At 39.4% G+C, this 19,312-nt stretch carries 18 protein-coding genes; 10 read left to right on the top strand and 8 right to left on the bottom strand.

All coding sequences use genetic code 11. The features are described from left to right. Window positions 1-18 precede the first annotated feature (18 nt). On the top strand, window positions 19-1,683 hold the full coding sequence (locus tag QA584_RS19195) for an extracellular solute-binding protein (RefSeq protein ID WP_278270716.1): 1,665 nt from the start codon (window positions 19-21) through the stop codon (window positions 1,681-1,683). A gap of 345 nt (window positions 1,684-2,028) precedes the next feature. Here the strand turns inward: QA584_RS19195 and QA584_RS19190 are convergent, their stop codons facing one another. Next, complete coding sequence (locus tag QA584_RS19190; RefSeq protein WP_278270715.1) at window positions 2,029-3,609, bottom strand: carboxylesterase/lipase family protein; 1,581 nt, start codon at window positions 3,607-3,609, stop codon at window positions 2,029-2,031. A gap of 608 nt (window positions 3,610-4,217) precedes the next feature. Here QA584_RS19190 and QA584_RS19185 point away from each other — a divergent pair. The 5 genes from QA584_RS19185 (at window position 4,218) to QA584_RS19165 (ending at window position 8,434) form a co-directional block, all read left to right on the top strand. Then, on the top strand, window positions 4,218-5,414 hold the full coding sequence (locus tag QA584_RS19185; protein WP_278270714.1) for a CaiB/BaiF CoA transferase family protein: 1,197 nt from the start codon (window positions 4,218-4,220) through the stop codon (window positions 5,412-5,414). A 440-nt stretch (window positions 5,415-5,854) separates the two neighbouring features. Then, complete coding sequence (locus tag QA584_RS19180) at window positions 5,855-6,298, top strand: MarR family winged helix-turn-helix transcriptional regulator (RefSeq protein WP_278270713.1); 444 nt, start codon at window positions 5,855-5,857, stop codon at window positions 6,296-6,298. A 71-nt stretch (window positions 6,299-6,369) separates the two neighbouring features. Next, window positions 6,370-7,152: an EFR1 family ferrodoxin gene (locus tag QA584_RS19175; protein ID WP_278270712.1), complete on the top strand. Its 783-nt coding sequence runs from the start codon at window positions 6,370-6,372 to the stop codon at window positions 7,150-7,152. A gap of 70 nt (window positions 7,153-7,222) precedes the next feature. Continuing rightward, complete coding sequence (locus tag QA584_RS28740; protein ID WP_334306013.1) at window positions 7,223-7,381, top strand: ATP-binding domain-containing protein; 159 nt, start codon at window positions 7,223-7,225, stop codon at window positions 7,379-7,381. 240 nt (window positions 7,382-7,621) lie between these two features. Continuing rightward, the gene (locus tag QA584_RS19165) at window positions 7,622-8,434 is read left to right on the top strand and encodes an amidohydrolase family protein (protein ID WP_278270711.1); all 813 of its coding nucleotides are present in this window, start codon (window positions 7,622-7,624) and stop codon (window positions 8,432-8,434) included. Between the two features lie 261 nt (window positions 8,435-8,695). On the opposite strand, the gene QA584_RS19160 is transcribed toward QA584_RS19165, so the two are convergent. The 4 genes from QA584_RS19160 to QA584_RS19145 form a co-directional block, all read right to left on the bottom strand. Continuing rightward, window positions 8,696-9,334, bottom strand: a complete 639-nt coding sequence (locus QA584_RS19160) for a hypothetical protein (RefSeq protein ID WP_278270710.1) — start codon at window positions 9,332-9,334, stop codon at window positions 8,696-8,698. After that, on the bottom strand, window positions 9,331-9,834 hold the full coding sequence (locus QA584_RS19155) for a flavodoxin family protein (RefSeq protein WP_278270709.1): 504 nt from the start codon (window positions 9,832-9,834) through the stop codon (window positions 9,331-9,333). Before QA584_RS19155 ends, QA584_RS19160 begins: the two co-directional genes overlap by 4 nt. Next, window positions 9,831-10,415 carry a TetR/AcrR family transcriptional regulator gene (locus tag QA584_RS19150; protein WP_278270708.1) on the bottom strand — a complete coding sequence of 195 codons (585 nt, stop codon included), beginning with the start codon at window positions 10,413-10,415 and terminating at the stop codon, window positions 9,831-9,833. The genes QA584_RS19155 and QA584_RS19150 overlap by 4 nt, the downstream gene beginning before the upstream one ends. An 85-nt stretch (window positions 10,416-10,500) precedes the next feature. Beyond that, window positions 10,501-11,412 carry a LysR family transcriptional regulator gene (locus QA584_RS19145; RefSeq protein ID WP_278270707.1) on the bottom strand — a complete coding sequence of 304 codons (912 nt, stop codon included), beginning with the start codon at window positions 11,410-11,412 and terminating at the stop codon, window positions 10,501-10,503. 187 nt (window positions 11,413-11,599) lie between these two features. On the opposite strand from QA584_RS19145, the gene QA584_RS19140 reads away from it, so the two are divergent. The 3 genes from QA584_RS19140 to QA584_RS19130 all read left to right on the top strand — a co-directional run bounded on the left by QA584_RS19140 (window position 11,600) and on the right by QA584_RS19130 (window position 15,092). Next, complete coding sequence (locus tag QA584_RS19140) at window positions 11,600-12,715, top strand: aldo/keto reductase (protein WP_278270706.1); 1,116 nt, start codon at window positions 11,600-11,602, stop codon at window positions 12,713-12,715. 344 nt (window positions 12,716-13,059) lie between these two features. Next, window positions 13,060-14,574 (top strand): AlkA N-terminal domain-containing protein, encoded by a 1,515-nt coding sequence (locus QA584_RS19135; protein WP_278270705.1) that lies wholly within the window; start codon window positions 13,060-13,062, stop codon window positions 14,572-14,574. Continuing rightward, complete coding sequence (locus QA584_RS19130) at window positions 14,571-15,092, top strand: methylated-DNA--[protein]-cysteine S-methyltransferase (RefSeq protein ID WP_278270704.1); 522 nt, start codon at window positions 14,571-14,573, stop codon at window positions 15,090-15,092. Before QA584_RS19135 ends, QA584_RS19130 begins: the two co-directional genes overlap by 4 nt. 76 nt (window positions 15,093-15,168) lie before the next feature. Here the strand turns inward: QA584_RS19130 and QA584_RS19125 are convergent, their stop codons facing one another. Continuing rightward, a complete protein-coding gene (locus QA584_RS19125) occupies window positions 15,169-15,708 on the bottom strand; it encodes a TetR/AcrR family transcriptional regulator (RefSeq protein WP_278270703.1) in 540 nt (179 codons plus the stop codon). A 114-nt stretch (window positions 15,709-15,822) separates the two neighbouring features. Between QA584_RS19125 and QA584_RS19120 the strand changes: the two genes are divergently transcribed. Then, window positions 15,823-16,566, top strand: a complete 744-nt coding sequence (locus QA584_RS19120; protein ID WP_278270702.1) for an EFR1 family ferrodoxin — start codon at window positions 15,823-15,825, stop codon at window positions 16,564-16,566. Between the two features lie 251 nt (window positions 16,567-16,817). Here the strand turns inward: QA584_RS19120 and QA584_RS19115 are convergent, their stop codons facing one another. Together QA584_RS19115 and QA584_RS19110 are read right to left on the bottom strand one after the other, a co-directional pair. Further along, window positions 16,818-18,503 carry a sensor histidine kinase gene (locus tag QA584_RS19115; RefSeq protein ID WP_278270701.1) on the bottom strand — a complete coding sequence of 562 codons (1,686 nt, stop codon included), beginning with the start codon at window positions 18,501-18,503 and terminating at the stop codon, window positions 16,818-16,820. Window positions 18,504-18,513: 10 nt separating this feature from the next. Beyond that, window positions 18,514-19,191, bottom strand: coding sequence for a response regulator transcription factor (locus tag QA584_RS19110; protein WP_278270700.1), 678 nt, complete (start codon window positions 19,189-19,191; stop codon window positions 18,514-18,516). Window positions 19,192-19,312 lie beyond the last annotated feature (121 nt).

Here is a 19,312-nt window from a genome sequence, read left to right as displayed (position 1 = left end):
AATAAAAGGAGGAGCAAAATGAAAAAGAGAGTAATAGCATTACTTATTTGTTTAGTATTTGTGATAAACACATTTGTTGGATGCGGTAAATCAGGAGGGTCCAAGGAATCCTCAACAAAGAATCAGGGAGGAAGTAATACCGCTTCTACAACAGAGACGGCAGCTGGAGGGGATAATTGGTCCTGGCCCCTTAACGAAAAGAAAGAGCTCAATTTCTGGATTGTTTGGAATAACAATTATGTAGAATCCCCAAATGATTTACCGGCAATACAGCAGATTGAGAAGAATACCAATGTTCATATTAACTGGACAGTGGTATCTGATAAAGAAGCAGCAGAAAAATTCTCTGTAATGATAGCCTCCGGCGAATATCCGGATATCATTCGAGGAGCAGAAGGCTATTATACCGGTGGTCTTGTTAAGATGATGAATGACGGAGTATCCATTGATTTGACGGATAAGGTGGATCAATACATGCCCAATTATACGGCTCTGAGAAATAGTGTGGAATCACTGAAAAAAGATACGGTCACTGACGATGGCAAACTTGTAGCACTTTATACCCTTGCATCCGAAAATGGTAATTTAAAAGGGGAAAGAGTATGGGGAGGTCCCTCCATCCGAAAAGACTGGCTGGATGAAGCCAGTTTAAGCGTACCGGTTACTGTAGATGACTGGTATACTGCCCTTACGGCAATTAAGAAAAACCACCCTGACTGTGAAGCACCTCTTATGATTGGACCCAATGGTACAGACTATTATGGTACCTTTCTATCAGCCTTTGGTGTATTGCCTGAATTTTATAACGACAACGGAACTGTAAAATACGGTCCCAAAGAGGCAGGTTATAAGCAATGGGTAGAAACTTTCAGAAAATGGTATGCAGAGGGGCTTATTGATCCGAATTTCGTGAGCAATGCAGCAACAGTTATTTCTCCGGCAGACTTCTTAGGTACTGGTAAAGCGGCTGCTGGACCTAATGTATGGGGATATACGGCAGATGTTTATAAGAGTATGGGTTACAATAAAGATGAGAAGTTTAAGTTAGCAGGTGTTTCGTATCCGGTATTAAAAGCAGGAGATACCCCTCAGGCCGCTGCGCCAATGAGTGAGCTGGTCAAAGAAACACTGGTAGTTTCAAGCTCCTGTAAAGATGTGGAACTTGCTATGAGGTATCTGGATTATTGGTATACAAAAGATTGTATGATGTTAGGTACACTAGGAATTAAGGATGAGTCCTATGTTGAAAACAGCGACGGAACTTATTCGATGTCTGATTCGATTAAAGCAAAAATTACTGACGGAACTTATCCTACTGTGGCAGAGGCACTTTCTACCGTTACGCTGATGTCTTCTGATTTTGGTCTTTACAACTGGAAGATGTGGGATTCAATTTATGAAGGTAATCCGGCACTGAATGCATATGATGCCTGGATTGATACAAAATATGATTTAATGCTTCCGCCATGCATGACCATGACGGATGAGGAATCCCAGGAATATGCTTCTGTTTATACGAATATTCTGACCTTGGTACAGGAAAATACAGTTAAGTTTATCAACGGAACCAAGTCTATGGATGAGTATGACAGCTTTATTGAAGATTTAAGTAAGTATGGAATTGATCGATGTATCGAATTAAAACAAGCTGCTTTAGACCGTTACTTACAGAGAGGAAAGTAAGAGCAGTTTAGTCTTATAAAACCCCCTATTTATAAGTACACTGCGAAACACGGTCTGTTAATAAAGCAAAATACAAGGCTAAGAGTCAATAAATTAAGGACTCTTAGCCTTAGTTCATTATTGCTGCCAGCTGGAAGCTATAGTGTTAAAAGGTTCTATTCCATAAGCCACTATATTTCATAAACCGCTCTATTCCATAAAGTGTTTTAATCCATAAGTGTTTTTTTGATAAGTGGTTAAACTGGTTGAAAAGAATAAAGTAAGAGTATTTCCAGGGAAAAAGGATGCTGCCGCTTTACGATTATGTTATCGGTAAAGTGGCTGCATCCTTTTTCGTGATGGGTATTAATGTAGGATTGTTATTTCTTCGTCTTCACTTTCCTTGGTCTCTGCCATATGTAAGAAAAAGTTTGGTACTACCTCATAATGAAGAGATACAAGTTCATGATCATAGTTGTGTTTTACTGTACACTCACGGTCAAATATCATCACAGCTTCATCCTCTGGCTGGCTGGCAGGCCAATCTGGTAATAAGCTATTGTTTGGATTACCGTTCTTAGCAAAGTTAATCCAGGCCAAACACATCTGTTCCTCCAGCTTATCAGAAACTCCGGGGAGATTACAGATTGGTACTTTGTCCGTATTGTGGAATACAAAAGGTATTTCGGAACAATGCCAGGCTGGTTTTCCATCATCATAAGGGAATTCGAATGCAAATAGGTAGGAATATGTTTTTGACTCTGGATGTAAGGCTTTCTTAAGCACTAAATCTTTGGAAGGTGAACGGAATAGGGAATCGTAAAATAACAAGTCGGTTGTGTGCTTGTCCGGATATGCGGTATGAAATAAAGCGGTTAGTTTTTCAGCATGTTCACCGTATTTTTGAGAGATTAATTCTTTCACTTGTTCTTCGGAAAGTGAATATTTATCTGCAATACCTGGTACAAATGCAAATTCTGCAAGTACGGAGCCTATCATGACAGGGATAGTCTTTGCATGTTCCGTAAAACCAATGACCCTTGGGTCACCTAAGTAAAAGTCATTCACAATAGGAGATTCACCTACATACTCACCAGCTTTTAATAATGCAGGACTGACTTTTTTATAAGCTTCTCCTAAGATTTCATAGGGTATGGTTTCAAGCTGTTCAATATCTTCTTCTTTTAAGTTTAATTCCTTTAATAAAGCGCTTACAATTTTTCTGCCATTTTGTGGTTTTGGATTGACGAATCCATCAATTACACCGCTTTGAATTATTCCTTTGTGGAACAGACCATCAGCACTCGGAGTCTGCATTAAAGTCCAGACCTTCATACCCCCGCCGGATTGCCCGAATAGGGTAACATTTTCTGGATCGCCTCCAAATTGCTCGATATTATCCCTGATCCAGCGAAGGGCTGCAACAATATCTGCATTACCGGCATTACCGGAATTTGCGTATTTTTCACCGAAAGGTGATAAATCCAGATATCCTAAGATATTGAGGCGATGGTTTAAGGATACGATAACAGTATCCCCGAAACGGCACATATTTTCCCCGTCGTAAGCAATCTGTTCAATAGAGGAGCCGGCGGAAAAGCCGCCGCCGTGGAGCCACACCATTACAGGCTTCTTTGCATCCGGATTAAGAGTAGGTGACCAAATATTAAGATACTGGCAATTTTCATCTTTGGGCCAGTAACGATGGGGAACCATTAATTCACCGACAGCGGTTTCTTTTTGAAGCATTGGGCAAACATAACCATAGGACAGTGCATCCCTTACCCCCTCCCAGGAAGCGGGCTCCTCCGGCATTAGAAAACGCTTAGCATCAGCGTATTTTATGCCGTAAAAATTGTAAATTCCATCAAGTGTAAATCCCCGTAATTTTCCTTGTTTTGTTTGAACGATAGGTTCTGTTTTAGAACAAATAAATTGTTTAGCCATAAATCCATCCTTTCTTCGCAGAATAAACTGCGTTTTATATATTTCTATGTCCATGTGGAAGAAGGTGCAGCAATATTCCGCATAAACAGAGAGTTCATATTAATTTAAGAAAGTTAAATCAGAAGAAATAATACTGGTACAAGTTAACCGTGTCACGTGTCAGAAGGCGCGAGATAAAACCATCAGGAATATAGGTGAGTTACTGAAATTAGTATTATCAAAATATATTATATCACAATTTGGTACAACGTTGCAATGATTTTATCAAATCCTTTTAACAACGGATATAATAATTATTATCAAGATTTACTATAGCTTTTTGTACAAATTTGTCCTTGACACGTAACAGTAATATTCATATAATAAATACAACGTTATACTAATATTTGATAATTAACCATAAATAAAGCTTTATTCGTAGAAGACTGAGTAAAGTACAACGTAAAAACTGATGTTTAAAGCGAATTATTTTGATGTTCATGCGGTATCTGGCTGTCAGGCAGTCACGAGACGAAGTGTATAATCTATAGTGAAGCAACAGAAATTGAAAATCGAAATCATTGTTACACAAATATTACTACTAGAAAAGTATAAACGGAGGAGCAGCAATGTTAGAACATATGGCACTGGAAAACATAACTGTATTGGATTTAACAAGAGTATTGGCAGGACCTTATTGCGGTGCAATACTGGCGGATTTTGGGGCAAAGGTAATTAAGATAGAACAGCCGGGTGTGGGAGATGACAGCAGACATTACGGTCCCCATATGAATGGGGAAAGCCTCTATTATGGAAATCTGAACCGGAATAAATACGGGATTACCCTGAACCTGAAATCGGAAGAAGGAAAAAAAATCTTTTTGGAGCTAGTAAAAGAAGCGGATGTTTTGATAGAAAACTACCGTTACGGGGTCATGGAACGACTTGGTCTTGGTTATGAAAAATTAAAGGAAATTAATACAGGTTTAATCTATGGAGCCATCACCGGTTTCGGGGCCAATGGACCATATAGGGACCGCCCTGGTTATGATATCATTTCTCAGGCAATGGGGGGGCTGATGAGTGTAACGGGACAGGAAGGTGATCCGCCGACCCGTGTTGGCAGTGCCATGGGTGATGTATTAGGCGGACTGAATTTAGCGATAGGTGTACTAACTGCTTTAAATGCAAGACATGTGACCGGAAAAGGTCAGTACATAGATGTATCCATAACGGATTCGGTAGCCTTAAGTTTGGAACAGGCCTGGCAGAGATACTTCATATCCGGTGACATACCAAGGCCCCATGGGAATTCTTATGATGCAATTGCCCCATATGACTCTTATGAAGCAAAAGACGGCTGGCTGGTGATAGGCTGTGGTAACCAGAAGCTTTATGAAACTTTGTGCACTAAGATACTCAATCAACCGGATTTAATAAGTGATGAGCGGTTTACTACGGTCCCCTTACGTGTTAAGAACAATAAGGAATTTAAGCTGATTATGGAAGAGTGGTTAAAGGTATATACGGTAAGTGAGGCTGTTGAAATTATACTTAAAACCGGTATTCCTGCCGCTCCTATACTGGATCTTGAACAAATATCCAGAGATGAGCATTTTACAAAAGCCAGAGAATTATTTGTAGATATCGAGCATCCGGTATGCGGAAAGGTTAAGATTAACGGAAGTGCTATAAAGTTAAGTGATACCAAAGCGGAAATCAGAATGCCTGCTCCAATTCTTGGACAGCACAATGCTGAAATCTTACAAAAATATGGTTATGAGCCTTCAGATATTTTAAAATTGCAGTCAGAGGGTGTTATATAGCAGTGGGTTATAGATTCTAACTTCAGCAGGTAAGTAAATGGCTATTAAAGCAAGCGTATCGTTCACAAGGGGTGATACGCTTGCTTTTCCTATTTGTAAAGCTTTTGGATTATTGGGACAGTGATTCAGGTATGGATTGTATTATAAAGAATACGGATGCCTTTTGATATATCGGATAAGGTTAAATGCGAATAACCCATAAGTATTTCCTCTCCTACGTATGTTGATTTAAGGGGAGTGAAAGGGTTTCTGCCAGTAATGCGGCAGTTTTTACAATATATATAATTTAGAGTAAAGACGTAAGGTGCAATACCCCTTTACGTCTTTTTTATTGAATCTGTAATTGACAAAGTAGATAATTGAGTATATTATGAAATGGAATTGATTCGATATCGAATACATTCCATAACAAAATAATTCCGGAGGATTATTAGATTAATATGAATGAAATCAAAGAAGAATATGTTGATCAGCTTGTTTCCCTTGTCCATGAGATAGTAAAGCGTTATAAAGAATATCAGACAGATATGAGCGCTTTATACCCCCAGGGTATTACCAGTACAGAGCTTTCCGTTATCCAGTTTGTTCAATCAAACCCCAATAATGTAATAAAAGAGGTCAGTGAAGCTCTGTCAATACCCGGCAGTACACTTACAAGTGCCATTGACAGGCTGGAACAAAAAGATCTCATAATCCGCACCATAAGTAAAAAAAACAGGCGTTCCTTTGGATTAAAACTTACCGAAGAAGGAGTAAAACTTAATGAGGAACATGAGAAGGTAGAACGGCAGGTATGGTATAGGATTTTATCAAAGCTTGATAATGATAATGACAGAGAACAGATGATAAAACTAATAACTACAATCGTAACGAAGCAGGACTGACATAATAGAATCTCAAATGCAGCCTGCAATAATAAGTCGAGAGTAAAAGGAAGAAAGGATAAGCAGAAAATATGAGTATAAGTATTTACTATTTCACAGGTACAGGGAATTCTCTAAAAATCTCCAAAGAACTGGCCTCCAGATTTGAAGACGTTCAATTAATTCCAATGACTGCAGCAATCAGGAACAGAGTTATATCGGACTCAGATACGATTGTATTAGTCTTTCCTGTTTATATGTTCGGTTTACCGCGTATTGTACGTGAGTTTGTGAAAAAGCTTTCAAAGCAAATGAGAAATAAATATATTGCAGCTGTTGCAGTCAATGGGGGAACCATAGCAGGAACTTTATTATTGCTTGATAAAAAACTAAAAGCGAGAGGACTGCAGCTCTCTGCGGGATTTTCTGTAATAACACCGTCAAATTTTATAGTCGAGTTCACGGTGGAAGAGGAAGAAATAAAGCACATTTTTGAAGCTTCCAAAGAGAAGATTAATGAAATTGCTTCTGTCATTAAATCCAAAGGAACCCCTGAAATTGACAGAGGAACCAGAAAAGACTGTATTTTCAAGACCGGCATCCTGAATAAATTCCTTGCATTCCTGATTCCTATTATGGATACTACATTTAAATCCACCCATTCTTGTACCGGCTGTGGAATTTGTGCCAAGGTTTGTCCGGTTAATAACATAACGATAAAAGATGGCTCCCCCAGATGGCATCACCACTGCCAGCAGTGCTTTGCCTGTATCAACGGCTGTCCAAGAAATTCCATTGAATACATGAAGTTATCCGTGGGCAAAAAAAGATATCATAATCCTTATATAAAACTGGAAGAATTAATGAAAAAGTAAGAGGAAAGAAATTAAATCCAACTGTACCGGATTTTCACAGGAAAGTGGTGTATTTATTATACCGGTATATATGTCAAAAGGGCTTGAGTTTGACGCTGTATTAATCTGTGACGCTGATAGCACAAATTATCACAGTGAAGATGATAAAAAATTATTATACATTGCAAGTACAAGGGCACTTCACAGGCTTAATCTGTTCTGTAAGGGAGAGGCTAGTCTGCTGCTATGAAATTTTAGCAGAGGGAAATTGAATCCGTATGAAGAAAATATTGGTTCTAATGAAAGAAAAACAGGCTTGCATTTTGTGATTTAATAATGAAAATGAATAAGATCTAAGTTTATAAATAATGTTTTGGGATTATATTTATAGTTCCAAAGCATTATTTTTATTTATATGTACAGACAAATAAAATGAATTAGAGTAGAATGTAAATAATATTAAATTAGTTATTATGCTTAGGGGGTTCTTATGTTAATTGATATTCACGCTCATGCGGCAGGCAATTACAGTACAGTAGATTCCATAAAGAATATGGCCGCAAAATATAAACTGGAGAAAATCGTTTTATGTACAAGCCCCAAGAATATCCATAACCTTCAGGAACCACCAAGTATGCCTTTTAAACAGAAACCAGACAGCATTTTTAGGATGAATCGCATGAATCGTATGGCTTATAACCATTTTCTCAAAGATAACGGCGATGGTAATCAATTTGTCTTTGGGCTTAAGAATCAACTCCCCCAACTGATTATCCAGTTTCTCTGGGTAAACCCACTGGATGCAGTGCATATGAATAATCTGGAAAATAGTATCCGTACCTATCAGCCGAAAGGAATTAAACTGCATCAGGCTTGGAATTCATTTCAGATTGACGGCAAAGAATTTAAAAAGCTGGTCGATATTGCTTCTTTCAATAAATTGCCGGTTTTCATTCATTTATATTCTAAAAAGGAAGTTCTGAAGCTATTGCGTTTTATAAAGGACAACCCCAATGCAGTATTTATTATTGGACATTTGACCGGTACAGATCTTATTAAAGATAGCGGAATAGACCTAAAAAATATTTACTTTGATACTTCAAGCTCTAAACGGATTCAGGGCAGAGATGTTCAACAGGCAATTGAAGCTTTCGGGTATGAACATATTGTTTTTGGTACGGATACGCCTTATGCAGGTATTGACGATCAGATTGAAAGAATTGAACAATTGAATTTGTCTGATAACATAAAAGATCATATATACAGACTAAATGCAAGAAACCTTTTAGCTTTAGACCAATGACGAATACATGGGGGATTTTAGTGTGAAATGTTTTATTTCACACTTCTTATTTGGGCAGTATCGCAAGCCAGCTTGCGTTATGCATGGGTGTTAGTGTGTATAGTCCATGGCCTATTGGAAGAATAGCAGAGGCGGCATGCAATGGAAGCTAATATAAATTAAGAAATATTGAATCAGATAGCCTAAGGCAGAAAATGGTCTTAGACTATCTGATTGACAGTATATGAACTTCCATATCTGCAGTTTATAGGTACCAGGGGGTTAGAGTCTTTTCCTGATAACTTTTTTATTCAGTCCGTTTTTCTTAGCGCTTGCATTCCAGAAAAAGTGTGTAGCCGCAAAACGCCAGGCAAAACGCGGAAAGTTTGGACTAAATAAAGCAGAAGGTTCCGTTTGTCTCGCTTGTAGGTTAGCTGCCAGAGCTTTCATTGTATTACCCAGATTTTTAAGCGGGCCGTGGCCAAGAGGAACCTTTTCCATAAACCCTATCATTTCGCCGCCGCCCTGTGCAATTCCCTGCCCGAAGTGAAGGCCGCAGCGCAGGCACCAGTTATTGATAATCTCAAAAGCAATGTGATTTTGCTTTCCTTCATAAAAACCATTGTTTGCAATCGCATATACGTAAATATCTTTTTTTCGCTCTGTCTTCATATACTCTTCGAGAGTAACAAACATTCTGAACAAGTGGGAGGGTATAGCGTCTATATATAAGGGGAAGGCAATAACCAGTATGTCCATTCCGCATAGTTCAAGGTATTGCTCTTCGGTCAGAGGATTTCTGTTAATCGTATAGTGGATTATATCATTACCTGTGGATATAAACGTCTCAAGTCCTTTTAGCATGAAAGCTGAGTTGCTGTTATTTAGTTTAGGACTTCCATTTATCAATGCGATTCTCATAGTAAACCCTCCTTAATCTTTTGCGGATCATTATAGTAATATACCTTGTTGCCTGTGGAGTACAGATTAACACTGTTGGCTTTAACCAAAGCTTCTGATGCGGTTTTCTCAGCTGGGGTTATATCACTGCCATAAAAATGTACAGCCAGAGAGAAGTTATGGTCATAACGTTTTTGGTGATGTGTCTCACCCTTTTTGGTAACGAAATAGGGCAGCAGATAGGATATACTTCTGTCTAAAACATTGCGGACAAAAGGACTGTAACTTCCATAGATACATTTGCTGATAATAATAAGCTCATCGCATTTCGAGAGCAATTCTCCCATATTCTGATAACCATCTTTTAAAACGCAGGTACCCGGCGATTTGACCCAGCATCCAAAGCAGCCAATGCAATTATGGATTTTACCATTGTCGGATATCACGGTTGTATTGGTATCCGGTCCCAGATTAAAGGCAGCGAATTCCTGCTCGCATAAGTCATGAATAATTACTCTCATAAATTTTCCTCCTTTTCATTAATAAAACCTCTGAAAATATCCTGCCAGTCTCCGGAATAGCTGACTCCGTTATTGGAGAGGAGAGATGCGATACCGTGAACTACCGACCATAGGGAGATCAGCATCTTTGAAAAGCCTGTCTCAGACATTCCCCTGCTCCGAAACAGCTGATAAGCAGTGGTACGAAATAAGGCGAAAGGCGGATAATCCTCAGGGCTTTCAGAATCCAAATCAATGGTTATTCCCGAATGATAAAATAGGAACTGAAAATACTGGGGATTCTCAAGGAAAAAGTCAATATATGCCTGCCCGAGCAGTAAGATTGCCTCTGGACTGTTTTCCCGATTCAAAATGGCAGTATGCAGTTTATCCATAAATTGATTTGTTACATGCTCGCCCATAGCACCAATCAACCCGTTAATATCCTTAAAATGGCTGTAGGGTGCGGTATGGCTTACCTCGCATTTGGCAGCAACCTTACGTAGGGAAAAGCCGCTTAAGCCTTCTTCATTAATCAGCTCAATCCCAGATTCAATCAATTGATTCCGTAAGTTGCCATGGTGATATGCTTTTTCTTTCATATTAATGTTCTTCCTTTCCTAATCTTGACACTGTAAAGATTGTAGCATGGAATCTTTACGGTGTCAAGATTGAAATGAGAGTCTATTAATATTTATGAAAGGTGAAAGCTTCGAATTTAGCAGCTTTAAAAATCTCAATAAATTCAGAGACAGCAGAAGATGGGTTTAGCGGATACAAAAGTCCGTAAGGACATGCGAAATTCATGTCGCTGGGTATGGTTATCAAGGCAGGATGAATAGAATCCCAGGCATCCAGGGTCAAAAGAACCTCATTTCCCTGCTCGCACCGGTTAAATACATCAATCGAGTAGTGCTGCCCGGCATCTACGATGTGGATTTCCGGGTGCTGCTCCGTAATGAAATCACGAACAACGTCTATCAGACCGCTGTTACCGCGTTTTACTATAAGTAACTGCTCTCCATGTAAGTCGTTTAGAGAAAGTTCTTTCTTATGGGCTAAGTGATGCCTGATAGACACCGCGAAAGATAAGCGGTACTCCCCGAGTTTTAAAACTTGAAAAGGTCCTTTCCAGTTCACTATAACTTTTGGAGCTACTAAAATGTCAAAGTGTTTGCCCAGATTAAGGTATGTCTTGTCCGGAGCATCCGACTTGTCATCAAAGGGTACAATTTTTATGATGAACTGAGGGTATTGTTCTCGAATTCCATTCCAGATATCTAATAATACTTTGCAAGGATTAAGTAAAGAAGAACCTACACGGATAACATGCTTATTATCCTGAACGGTTTTCCGTGCCCGCAAAACGGCAGCTTCGGTGGAATACAAGATTTCTTTCACATCTTTATAAAAGGATTTCCCGGCATCCGATAACTGTATGCCATGGTTTGTTCGATATAACAGGGGCACCCCAACAGCCGATTCTAACAGATTGATTTGTTTAATTACTGCTGTCGGAGAAATAAACAGCTTTTCCGAAGCCTTGGAAAAACTGCCATTGTCTGCAACCTGGATAAAGGTTTTCATTTGATTTATCATAATGCGTCTACCTTTCTGTTTAAACTTTTAGTTTATGCCATAATAACCGATATGCACTTCATAGTCAAGAAATAATGCGGTATAATAATTCAAAGCCATTTCGAAAAAAGTTAGTACTAAGTTACAAAAGGACAAACGAATAGAACCTGCAAGTGAGGTTCAGAGATAACCAGGAGGTTGATATTGTATGGCATTTTTAGGTGAAAATATTCCGAAGTTAGGTTTCGGTTTTATGAGGCTTCCGATGATAGGGGAAGAAATTGATATGGAACAGACCAAGGAAATGGTGGATCTGTTCATGTCCAAAGGTTTCAGTTATTTTGATTCCTCCTGGGGTTATAATGGCGGTAAATCAGAAGAGGCGATGAAAGCTGCAATCGTTGACCGTTATCCCAGGGAGAGCTTTCAGATAGCAACTAAATGTCCAGTATGGATTGTAAAAACCAAAGAAGAAGCCCAAAACATGATCTGGACTTCCTTAGAGCGCACCGGTGCAGGATATATTGATTACTATCTGCTCCATAATCTGGGAGACAGCCGCACCAAATTTTTTGATGATTACGGAATGTGGGAATATGCCCGTGAACTTAAGGAAAAAGGAGTTGTACGCCATATCGGTTTTTCAATCCATGACAATGCAGAAGCACTGGATAAAGTCTTAACCGAACACCCGGAGGCAGAATTTGTACAATTTCAGTTGAATTATGATGATTGGGAAAGCCCCACTATTCAGGCCAGAAAATGTTATGAAGTAGCGCTTAAGCATCAGAAGCCTATTATTGTAATGGAACCGGTTAAGGGGGGACTATTAGCTAACCCTACCGAGGATATCCGCAAAATATTTGAAGAGGCCAATCCCAATGCTTCCCTTGCATCCTGGGCGATACGGTATGCGGCTTCTCTTGATAACATAATTACAGTACTCAGCGGAATGTCAACTATGGATCAGGTACGGGATAATGTATCCTTTATGGAAGATTTCAAACCCCTTAGTAAAGAGGAACAGGCCGTGATTGAGAAAGCACAGAAAGCACTCAGAGAAATACCGAATATCCCCTGTACGGCATGTCAATACTGTGTAAAAGGGTGTCCGCAGGATATACGGATTCCCAATGTTTTTGCAACCTATAATCGGAAATTAGTTTATAATGACCTGGCAAGCGCTAAAAGCCGTTACGGACTTGAGACCAGAATGAACGGCAAGGCCTCGGATTGTATTGCCTGCGGCAACTGTGAAATGGTCTGTCCACAGCATATTAATATTATTGAAAATTTAAAGATTATAGCTGGGGAGTTTGAATAGCAGGAACTTGAAAAGCAGGAACTCTAAAAGTAGGAATGATAAGCATCAGGCGAATAATAGTTAGGATTTAGTATTAGCAGGCTTTAGTGGCAGTTAATTCTCCACTAGAGCCTGATTTTTTTATTGCATAGGAAACTTCTTCGAACTTACCTATGCAATAAAAAAGCCTTCCAGGCAGGATGCGCATGACGCACTTAAGGAAGATTGTCACTGTCGTGACAGTGCGTCAGCGCTAGAGTCTGGCGAGCCAGACTCTTTGTTCTGCAGAAATTAATGCAGATGTCCGAAAACAGCTAGTTAAGATCCTCTTTTCGTGCTATCCTATACAAAAGAGGTGAAATACTATGAGAAAAGAACATCATTCTGCTGATCTTGACAGAACTGCCTGTTATGCGGCATTAAAGGCTCATGACCCACGCTTTGACGGGCGTTTTTTTACCGGAGTATCTTCTACGGGGATTTATTGCCGGCCAATTTGCCGGGTCAAGCTGCCCAAAGAAGAAAACTGCACTTTCTTTATGAGTGCACCAGCTGCGGAAGCCGCCGGGTACAGACCGTGCCGTCGATGCAGGCCTGAATTGGCACCAGGTTTATCGTTAGTGGACAGTACTTCCTACCTTGCCCAGAAAGCTGCCATGATTATGGAAGAAAATTGCCTGGCAGATATGAAAATCGCAGACCTTGCAGCTATGCTGGACGTTACCGACAGGCATTTACGCAGGGCTTTTACAGAAAGGTTTGGGGTATCCCCGGTTCAATATTTACAGACCCGCAGACTTCTCCTGGCAAAATGCTTACTGGCGGATACGGGACTGTCTATTACAAAAGTAGCTTTGTATTCGGGTTTTGGAAGTATAAGAAGATTTAATGATTTGTTTAAGAAATATTACCGGGCTGCACCAACAGCATTTCGTAAATCGGAAAAGGCCATGACAGAGAATAAAGAAACAATAACTTTAACCCTGGGGTATCGGCCACCTTATGCATGGGATGAACTGATTGAATTTTTGGCTGGACGGGCAATTACAGGGGTGGAGTTAGTCAAAGACGGAATTTACAGCAGGACGGTTGCGGTTCATAACGGGAAGGAACTGTACTGCGGCTGGATCTCAGTTGAAAATAAGCCAAAGAATAATTCTCTTTCAATCACTATGTGCGCTGCTCTTTTGCCGGTTTTGACAAAGATACTTGCAAGGTTAAGAAGACTTTTTGATTTAAATTGTGATCCGATTGAAATATATAAAAAGTTATCTGTATTAGACGAATTGACACCGGGTCTGTGTGTACCGGGACTGCGTCTGCCGGGGTGTTTTGATCCTTTTGAAATATCTGTGCGGGCTGTATTAGGGCAGCAGGTAACTGTGAAAGCAGCCAGAACCCTTGCCATGCGTTTTGCTCATGCCTTTGGAGGGACTATCACTACACCCTTTGAAGAACTCCAATATACATTTCCAACCTCAGAGACTATTTTAAGTCTGAAGCCTCCCATTGAAAATAATCTGGGACCCCTTGGAATAACCGGTGCACGTGGGCGCTCGATTTATGCTTTGGCAGAAGCAATTGAAACCGGTTCAATCCATTTTACATCAGACGCAGATCCTAAGGTTCAGATGGAAAAGCTGCTTAAACTCCCAGGGTTCGGACCCTGGACGGTACAGTACATCGGAATGCGTGCCTTTAGCTGGCCGGATGCATTTCCACATACCGATTATGGCGTGAAAAAAGCACTGTCTAACTTAACGGAAAAAGAGATTTTAGAAAAATCCCAGGAATGGAAGCCCTGGCGATCCTATGCTGTGATGAATTTATGGAATTCACTGAAGGAAAATAAAATGAATCAGGAGGTGTCAAAAAAATGATTTATACCAATATAAAAAGTCCTCTGGGCGAGATAACCGCATCGGCAGAGGATGGTGCGATAAAAGGAGTCTGGTTTGTTGGACAAAAATATTATCCGGCAGCTAAAGATACCTGGAAATATGACCCACAGCATCCCCTATTCATACAACTTGGCAGTTGGCTTGAGGATTACTTTAAAGGCCAAAGGAATATCCCACTCCCGGAATTAAAACCGGAAGGGACAGACTTTCAGAAAGAAATCTGGAACATACTTCTTGAAATACCCTATGGACAGGTTACCACATACGGGGAGATTGCAAAAAAGACAGCAATTTCAAAAGGTCTAACTTCCATGTCAGCTCAGGCTGTCGGCGGAGCGGTGGGACACAACCCAATCTCAATTCTGATTCCCTGCCATCGAGTGATCGGTACAAATGGAAGCCTGACCGGGTATGCAGGAGGACTGGAGAAGAAACAGGCGCTCCTTCGTATAGAAAAAGCAGACTTAAAAAGGATAGAGAACCAGAGCAGAATTTAAGCAGTAAAATCTTTTTCCCTCTTGACTCTTCCGTTAGGGAAGTTTTGACCAATGGTTGTAAGAAAGTGAGGCTATTCTAATCTTTCATTAATTGATTAACGAAATCTGCCATTTTTTCATCACTTTCTGACATACCGGTCTGTGCCCATTCAATCAAAACCTTATAAAGGCCTCCGACTATAAATTCTGCAAAATATTTATGTTTTTCGGGAGAGCATGGTCTTTCACATATTATATTTTTGGAAAGGGCATGGAAGAATTCAACACTGCTTTCAAATATAAGATTGGCCATATTGGAATGAATCAAATTGGTAATTAATGTTTCCTGTTGTCTAAAGCAGGAAAAATAGATACGTGCGCTTTCATAATTATCTAGTTTATTGTTATTAATCAAATGCTTTGAGCAGTCTTCTAAATATTCCATAAGATAAAGAGTAATAACCTCCTCCATCTTATTGTAATTTCTGTAAAAGGCCATGCGTGACACACCGGCTCGTTTCGTTAATTCGGTGATAGTAATTTCACTAAAATTCTTTTGTTTCATTAAAATCATAAGTGCGGTGAATATGCTTTCTTTGGCTATTTGATTCTGTAAGACATTATTTTGGTTCTGCATTACAAACAATCCTCCTTTGTAACGTCCGGGTCATTTTACTTGTATTTTTAGTATTTGAGTATTATTATACATTCAAGACGTTACAAACGCAACGGCAAATAGGGAGGAAATCATATGAAAGTATTATATTTTACAGCTACAGGAAACAATTTATATATTGCGAAACAGTTGGGTGGAGAGTATTACTCTATCCCGAAATTGCTAAAGGAAAATCAGCTTGAGATTGAAGCTGAGAAAATAGGTATTGTTTTCCCGGTCTTTTATAGCGGGGTTCCTAAGGTCGTGGAGGAATTCCTTAATAAATCTAATTTAAAAAGCAAGTATATTTTTGTGATAGGATCCTATGGTTCCTTTTCCTGGGGGACTTCAAGGCATCTTTTGGAAATCGCAGAACGAAATAATATAAAAATATCATATTATAATGAAATACTTATGGTTGATAATTATCTTCCGGTATTTGAAATGAACCGGCAGCTTAAAAAAGAGCCCGGGAAAAAAATCGAAGAAAATCTAAATATTATTAGGAAAGATATTGTAGAAGAGAGAAACTATATTAAGATGAATGCAGCATTTGCCAAAATAATTAGAGCAAGCCAAATGAAACAGTATGATAACCATTTTGACAGTAATTTCAAGGTGAACAGTAACTGTAATGGCTGTAAGGTCTGTGAAAAAGTCTGTCCTGTTGATAACATAAAAGTTAAGGGAAAGCCTGTTTTTCATGATAATTGCGAACATTGCCTCGCTTGCATTCACAATTGTCCTCAGACGGCAATCAGCCTGAAAAAAGAGAAAAGCTTAGCCAGATTCAGAAATCAAAATGTTACTTTGAATGAAATTATAAATGCAAATAACTGATCGTTTCAAGTTCGCGAGAATAAATGGCTGCATTCTCTATCTTGCAGCCATTCGAGCATACTTTCCACAAAATTTCTGCAAAACATAATCCGTATTCTCTCCCAAGTAATTTACATTTTGAATTCTGCAACAGCCTTTTAACTGGTTCTATCGTTGGGCTTGGTAACTGTCTGAGAGGAAATCTTCTATTAATCTAAATGATATTACAGGATGTTTGGGCAAAGCAATTTTTATCCCTTTTTATATTAATTCTAAGTATTCAGCATAAAATAAAAACAGATTCCCCGGTCAGTGTTTTCGACTCCATAGGAGCAGCCATGACCTTCCAGTATGGATTTTACGATGGCAAGACCAAGTCCGGTTCCGTCTGCATCCCGGTTATGAGAGGCATCGGCTTTATAAAAACGGTCCCAGATTCTGCTTAAAACCTCTTCATCTAATGCAGGACAGTCATTTTCAATTCCAATTCTCAGTTCATTCTCAGAGCTTTCGCCGGCAATTCTTATGACAGAACCGGAATTGCAGTATTTTACGGCATTCCCAATGAGGTTTTTTAGTACTCGTTCAATTTTTTTCTCATCCATTATAACAAGACCAAATTCACCGGTAAGTTCAAAGGTCACTTCTTTGTCCAGGGCTTTATCGGAAAAGACTTTGATGGTATTGTCTAATAAGGGTCTAATATCCAGAGGAGACTTGTCGTAGGTTACAACACCGGCATCAAACTTTGATATTTCAAGCATTTCCAGGAGCATTTGATCCATATGGGTAATCTCACTTAAAATTACGTCCATGTAATGGTCCTTTTTCTCTGCTTTTACGCCATCTCGGATTCCTTCGGTATAGCTTCTGATTACTCCCAGTGGAGTCTTTAATTCGTGGGATACATTGGCTACAAATTCTTTCCTTGCTTTTTCCTGGCGCACTTCATTCTCGTAATCTACGGTTAATTTGGCGTTGGCCAGGCTTAAGTCATCCAAAGCATCCTTTAAATTGACAGACAGTGTATTCAGGCTAACAGATAAAGCTCCCAGCTCATCCTTCCGTTTTACATCGGAGGAGATTCCCAGTTCCATATTGGCCATACGGTTTGCCGTGTTGGTTATGCTCATAATAGGTTTTGAAATGGTTCTTGAATATACCACTACCATAATTATGGACAGAAGTATTGACGCACTTATTAAGAATGGAAAGAAGCGGATTAGAAACCGGCTAACCTCATCTACCGATTGGAGGGACAGGTTTACACTGGTGATTTTTATGTCACCGCTTTTTAACGTACTTTGCTTGGTGAAATTAACCTGTCTGTAATTGGTATAAGGTATGGTGCTTATGGTATAAGTTACACCTTTTTTCTCATAGGATTCCATTTTACTTGTGATACCGGAAGCAGAAGCAGTGGCTGCCGGATAGAGAACAAGGCTGCCGTTAATGGCAGCGGTGGATACAGTAGCAAAGGCTGTGGCAGTATCTAACGAGGCATAGGAGATGGATACTCCTGAATTACCGGGAAGAGAATTATCAGGATTTAAGAAACCTGGGCCGATGTATTTAAAGTTCAAGGAAGCATTTATCTTATTGTCAGTTAAGGCATTTAAGGAAAAATCACTATGTATAACAACATAATCGGGAACGGAATAAGTATTCATTAATTCGGCTGGCTTCGTCGTAATCTGGATATATTGAGGTTGTATGCTCATCGTCACATTCTGGTTTTTCATAAACTTTGAAACTTCTGAATAAAGCTGATTGTCTGTCCACTGGCTGTTTTCCAATTCAGAGGTAAATTTATTAATGGAATTTATCATCTGATTGATTTTTTCCGGTTCATAAAAACGGTTGAAATATACATACAAGGACCCAATGATACCAAAGATCAGAAGCAGAAATGATCCCAGAGTTAATAATAACATTTTAACGGATAAAGATATTCTCATTATTTCCTCCTCACTTTCCTTCAAATTTATACCCGATACCAATTACAGTCTGAATATAGTGGGAGCAGTCACCCAGTTTTTTACGCAGGGTTTTAATATTGGTGTCTACCACTCTGCCGTCTCCTAAATAGTCATAACCCCAGATCGCATTGATTAATACATCCCTGCGGTATACTTTCCCCGGATTTTCCATGAACTTTAAAAGCAGTTCATATTCTTTAACCGTTAAGGAAAGTTCCTTACCGGAAAGGACCGCCGAATAGGCTTCTTTGTTAATGGCAATTTCCTTATGGCGTATGATTGATTCGGCGGGAGCACTGTGAATGATACTTCGTTTTAAAAGAGCTGAAATGGCTGCAAGAAGCACTCTGGGACTAAAGGGCTTTGTAATATATTCATCTGCTCCGAGTTCATAACCTAAGAGTTTATCGTCTTCCTCACTGCGGGCACTTAAAATGATAATCAGGACATCGGATTTTTGTCGTATCCGGCGGCATACGGACCAACCGTCCAGTTTCGGTATCATGATGTCTAATATGACCAACTGGATCGTTTCATGGTCAAACAGGGATAACGCTTCGATACCGTCTCTTGCGCTATATACCTGATAACCGTCAGTTTCCAGATAATCCACCAAAATCTCATTCATTTTCATATCGTCCTCAACAACCAGAACATTATAACTCATAAAACTTTAAACCTTCCTCATCCTATATTTTGAACCTTTTTATCTATGGTTAGACCTATTTAATCCTTAACAGTTATAACTCTATCATAACATTTTGATGTGTTGTTTGTGTGAAAGACAG

Source organism: Anaerocolumna sp. AGMB13025, assembly GCF_029689925.1.
Taxonomy (GTDB): domain Bacteria; phylum Bacillota; class Clostridia; order Lachnospirales; family Lachnospiraceae; genus Anaerocolumna.
Note: the sequence above shows the minus strand (reverse complement) of the source record. Positions and strands in the feature narration are given on the sequence as shown.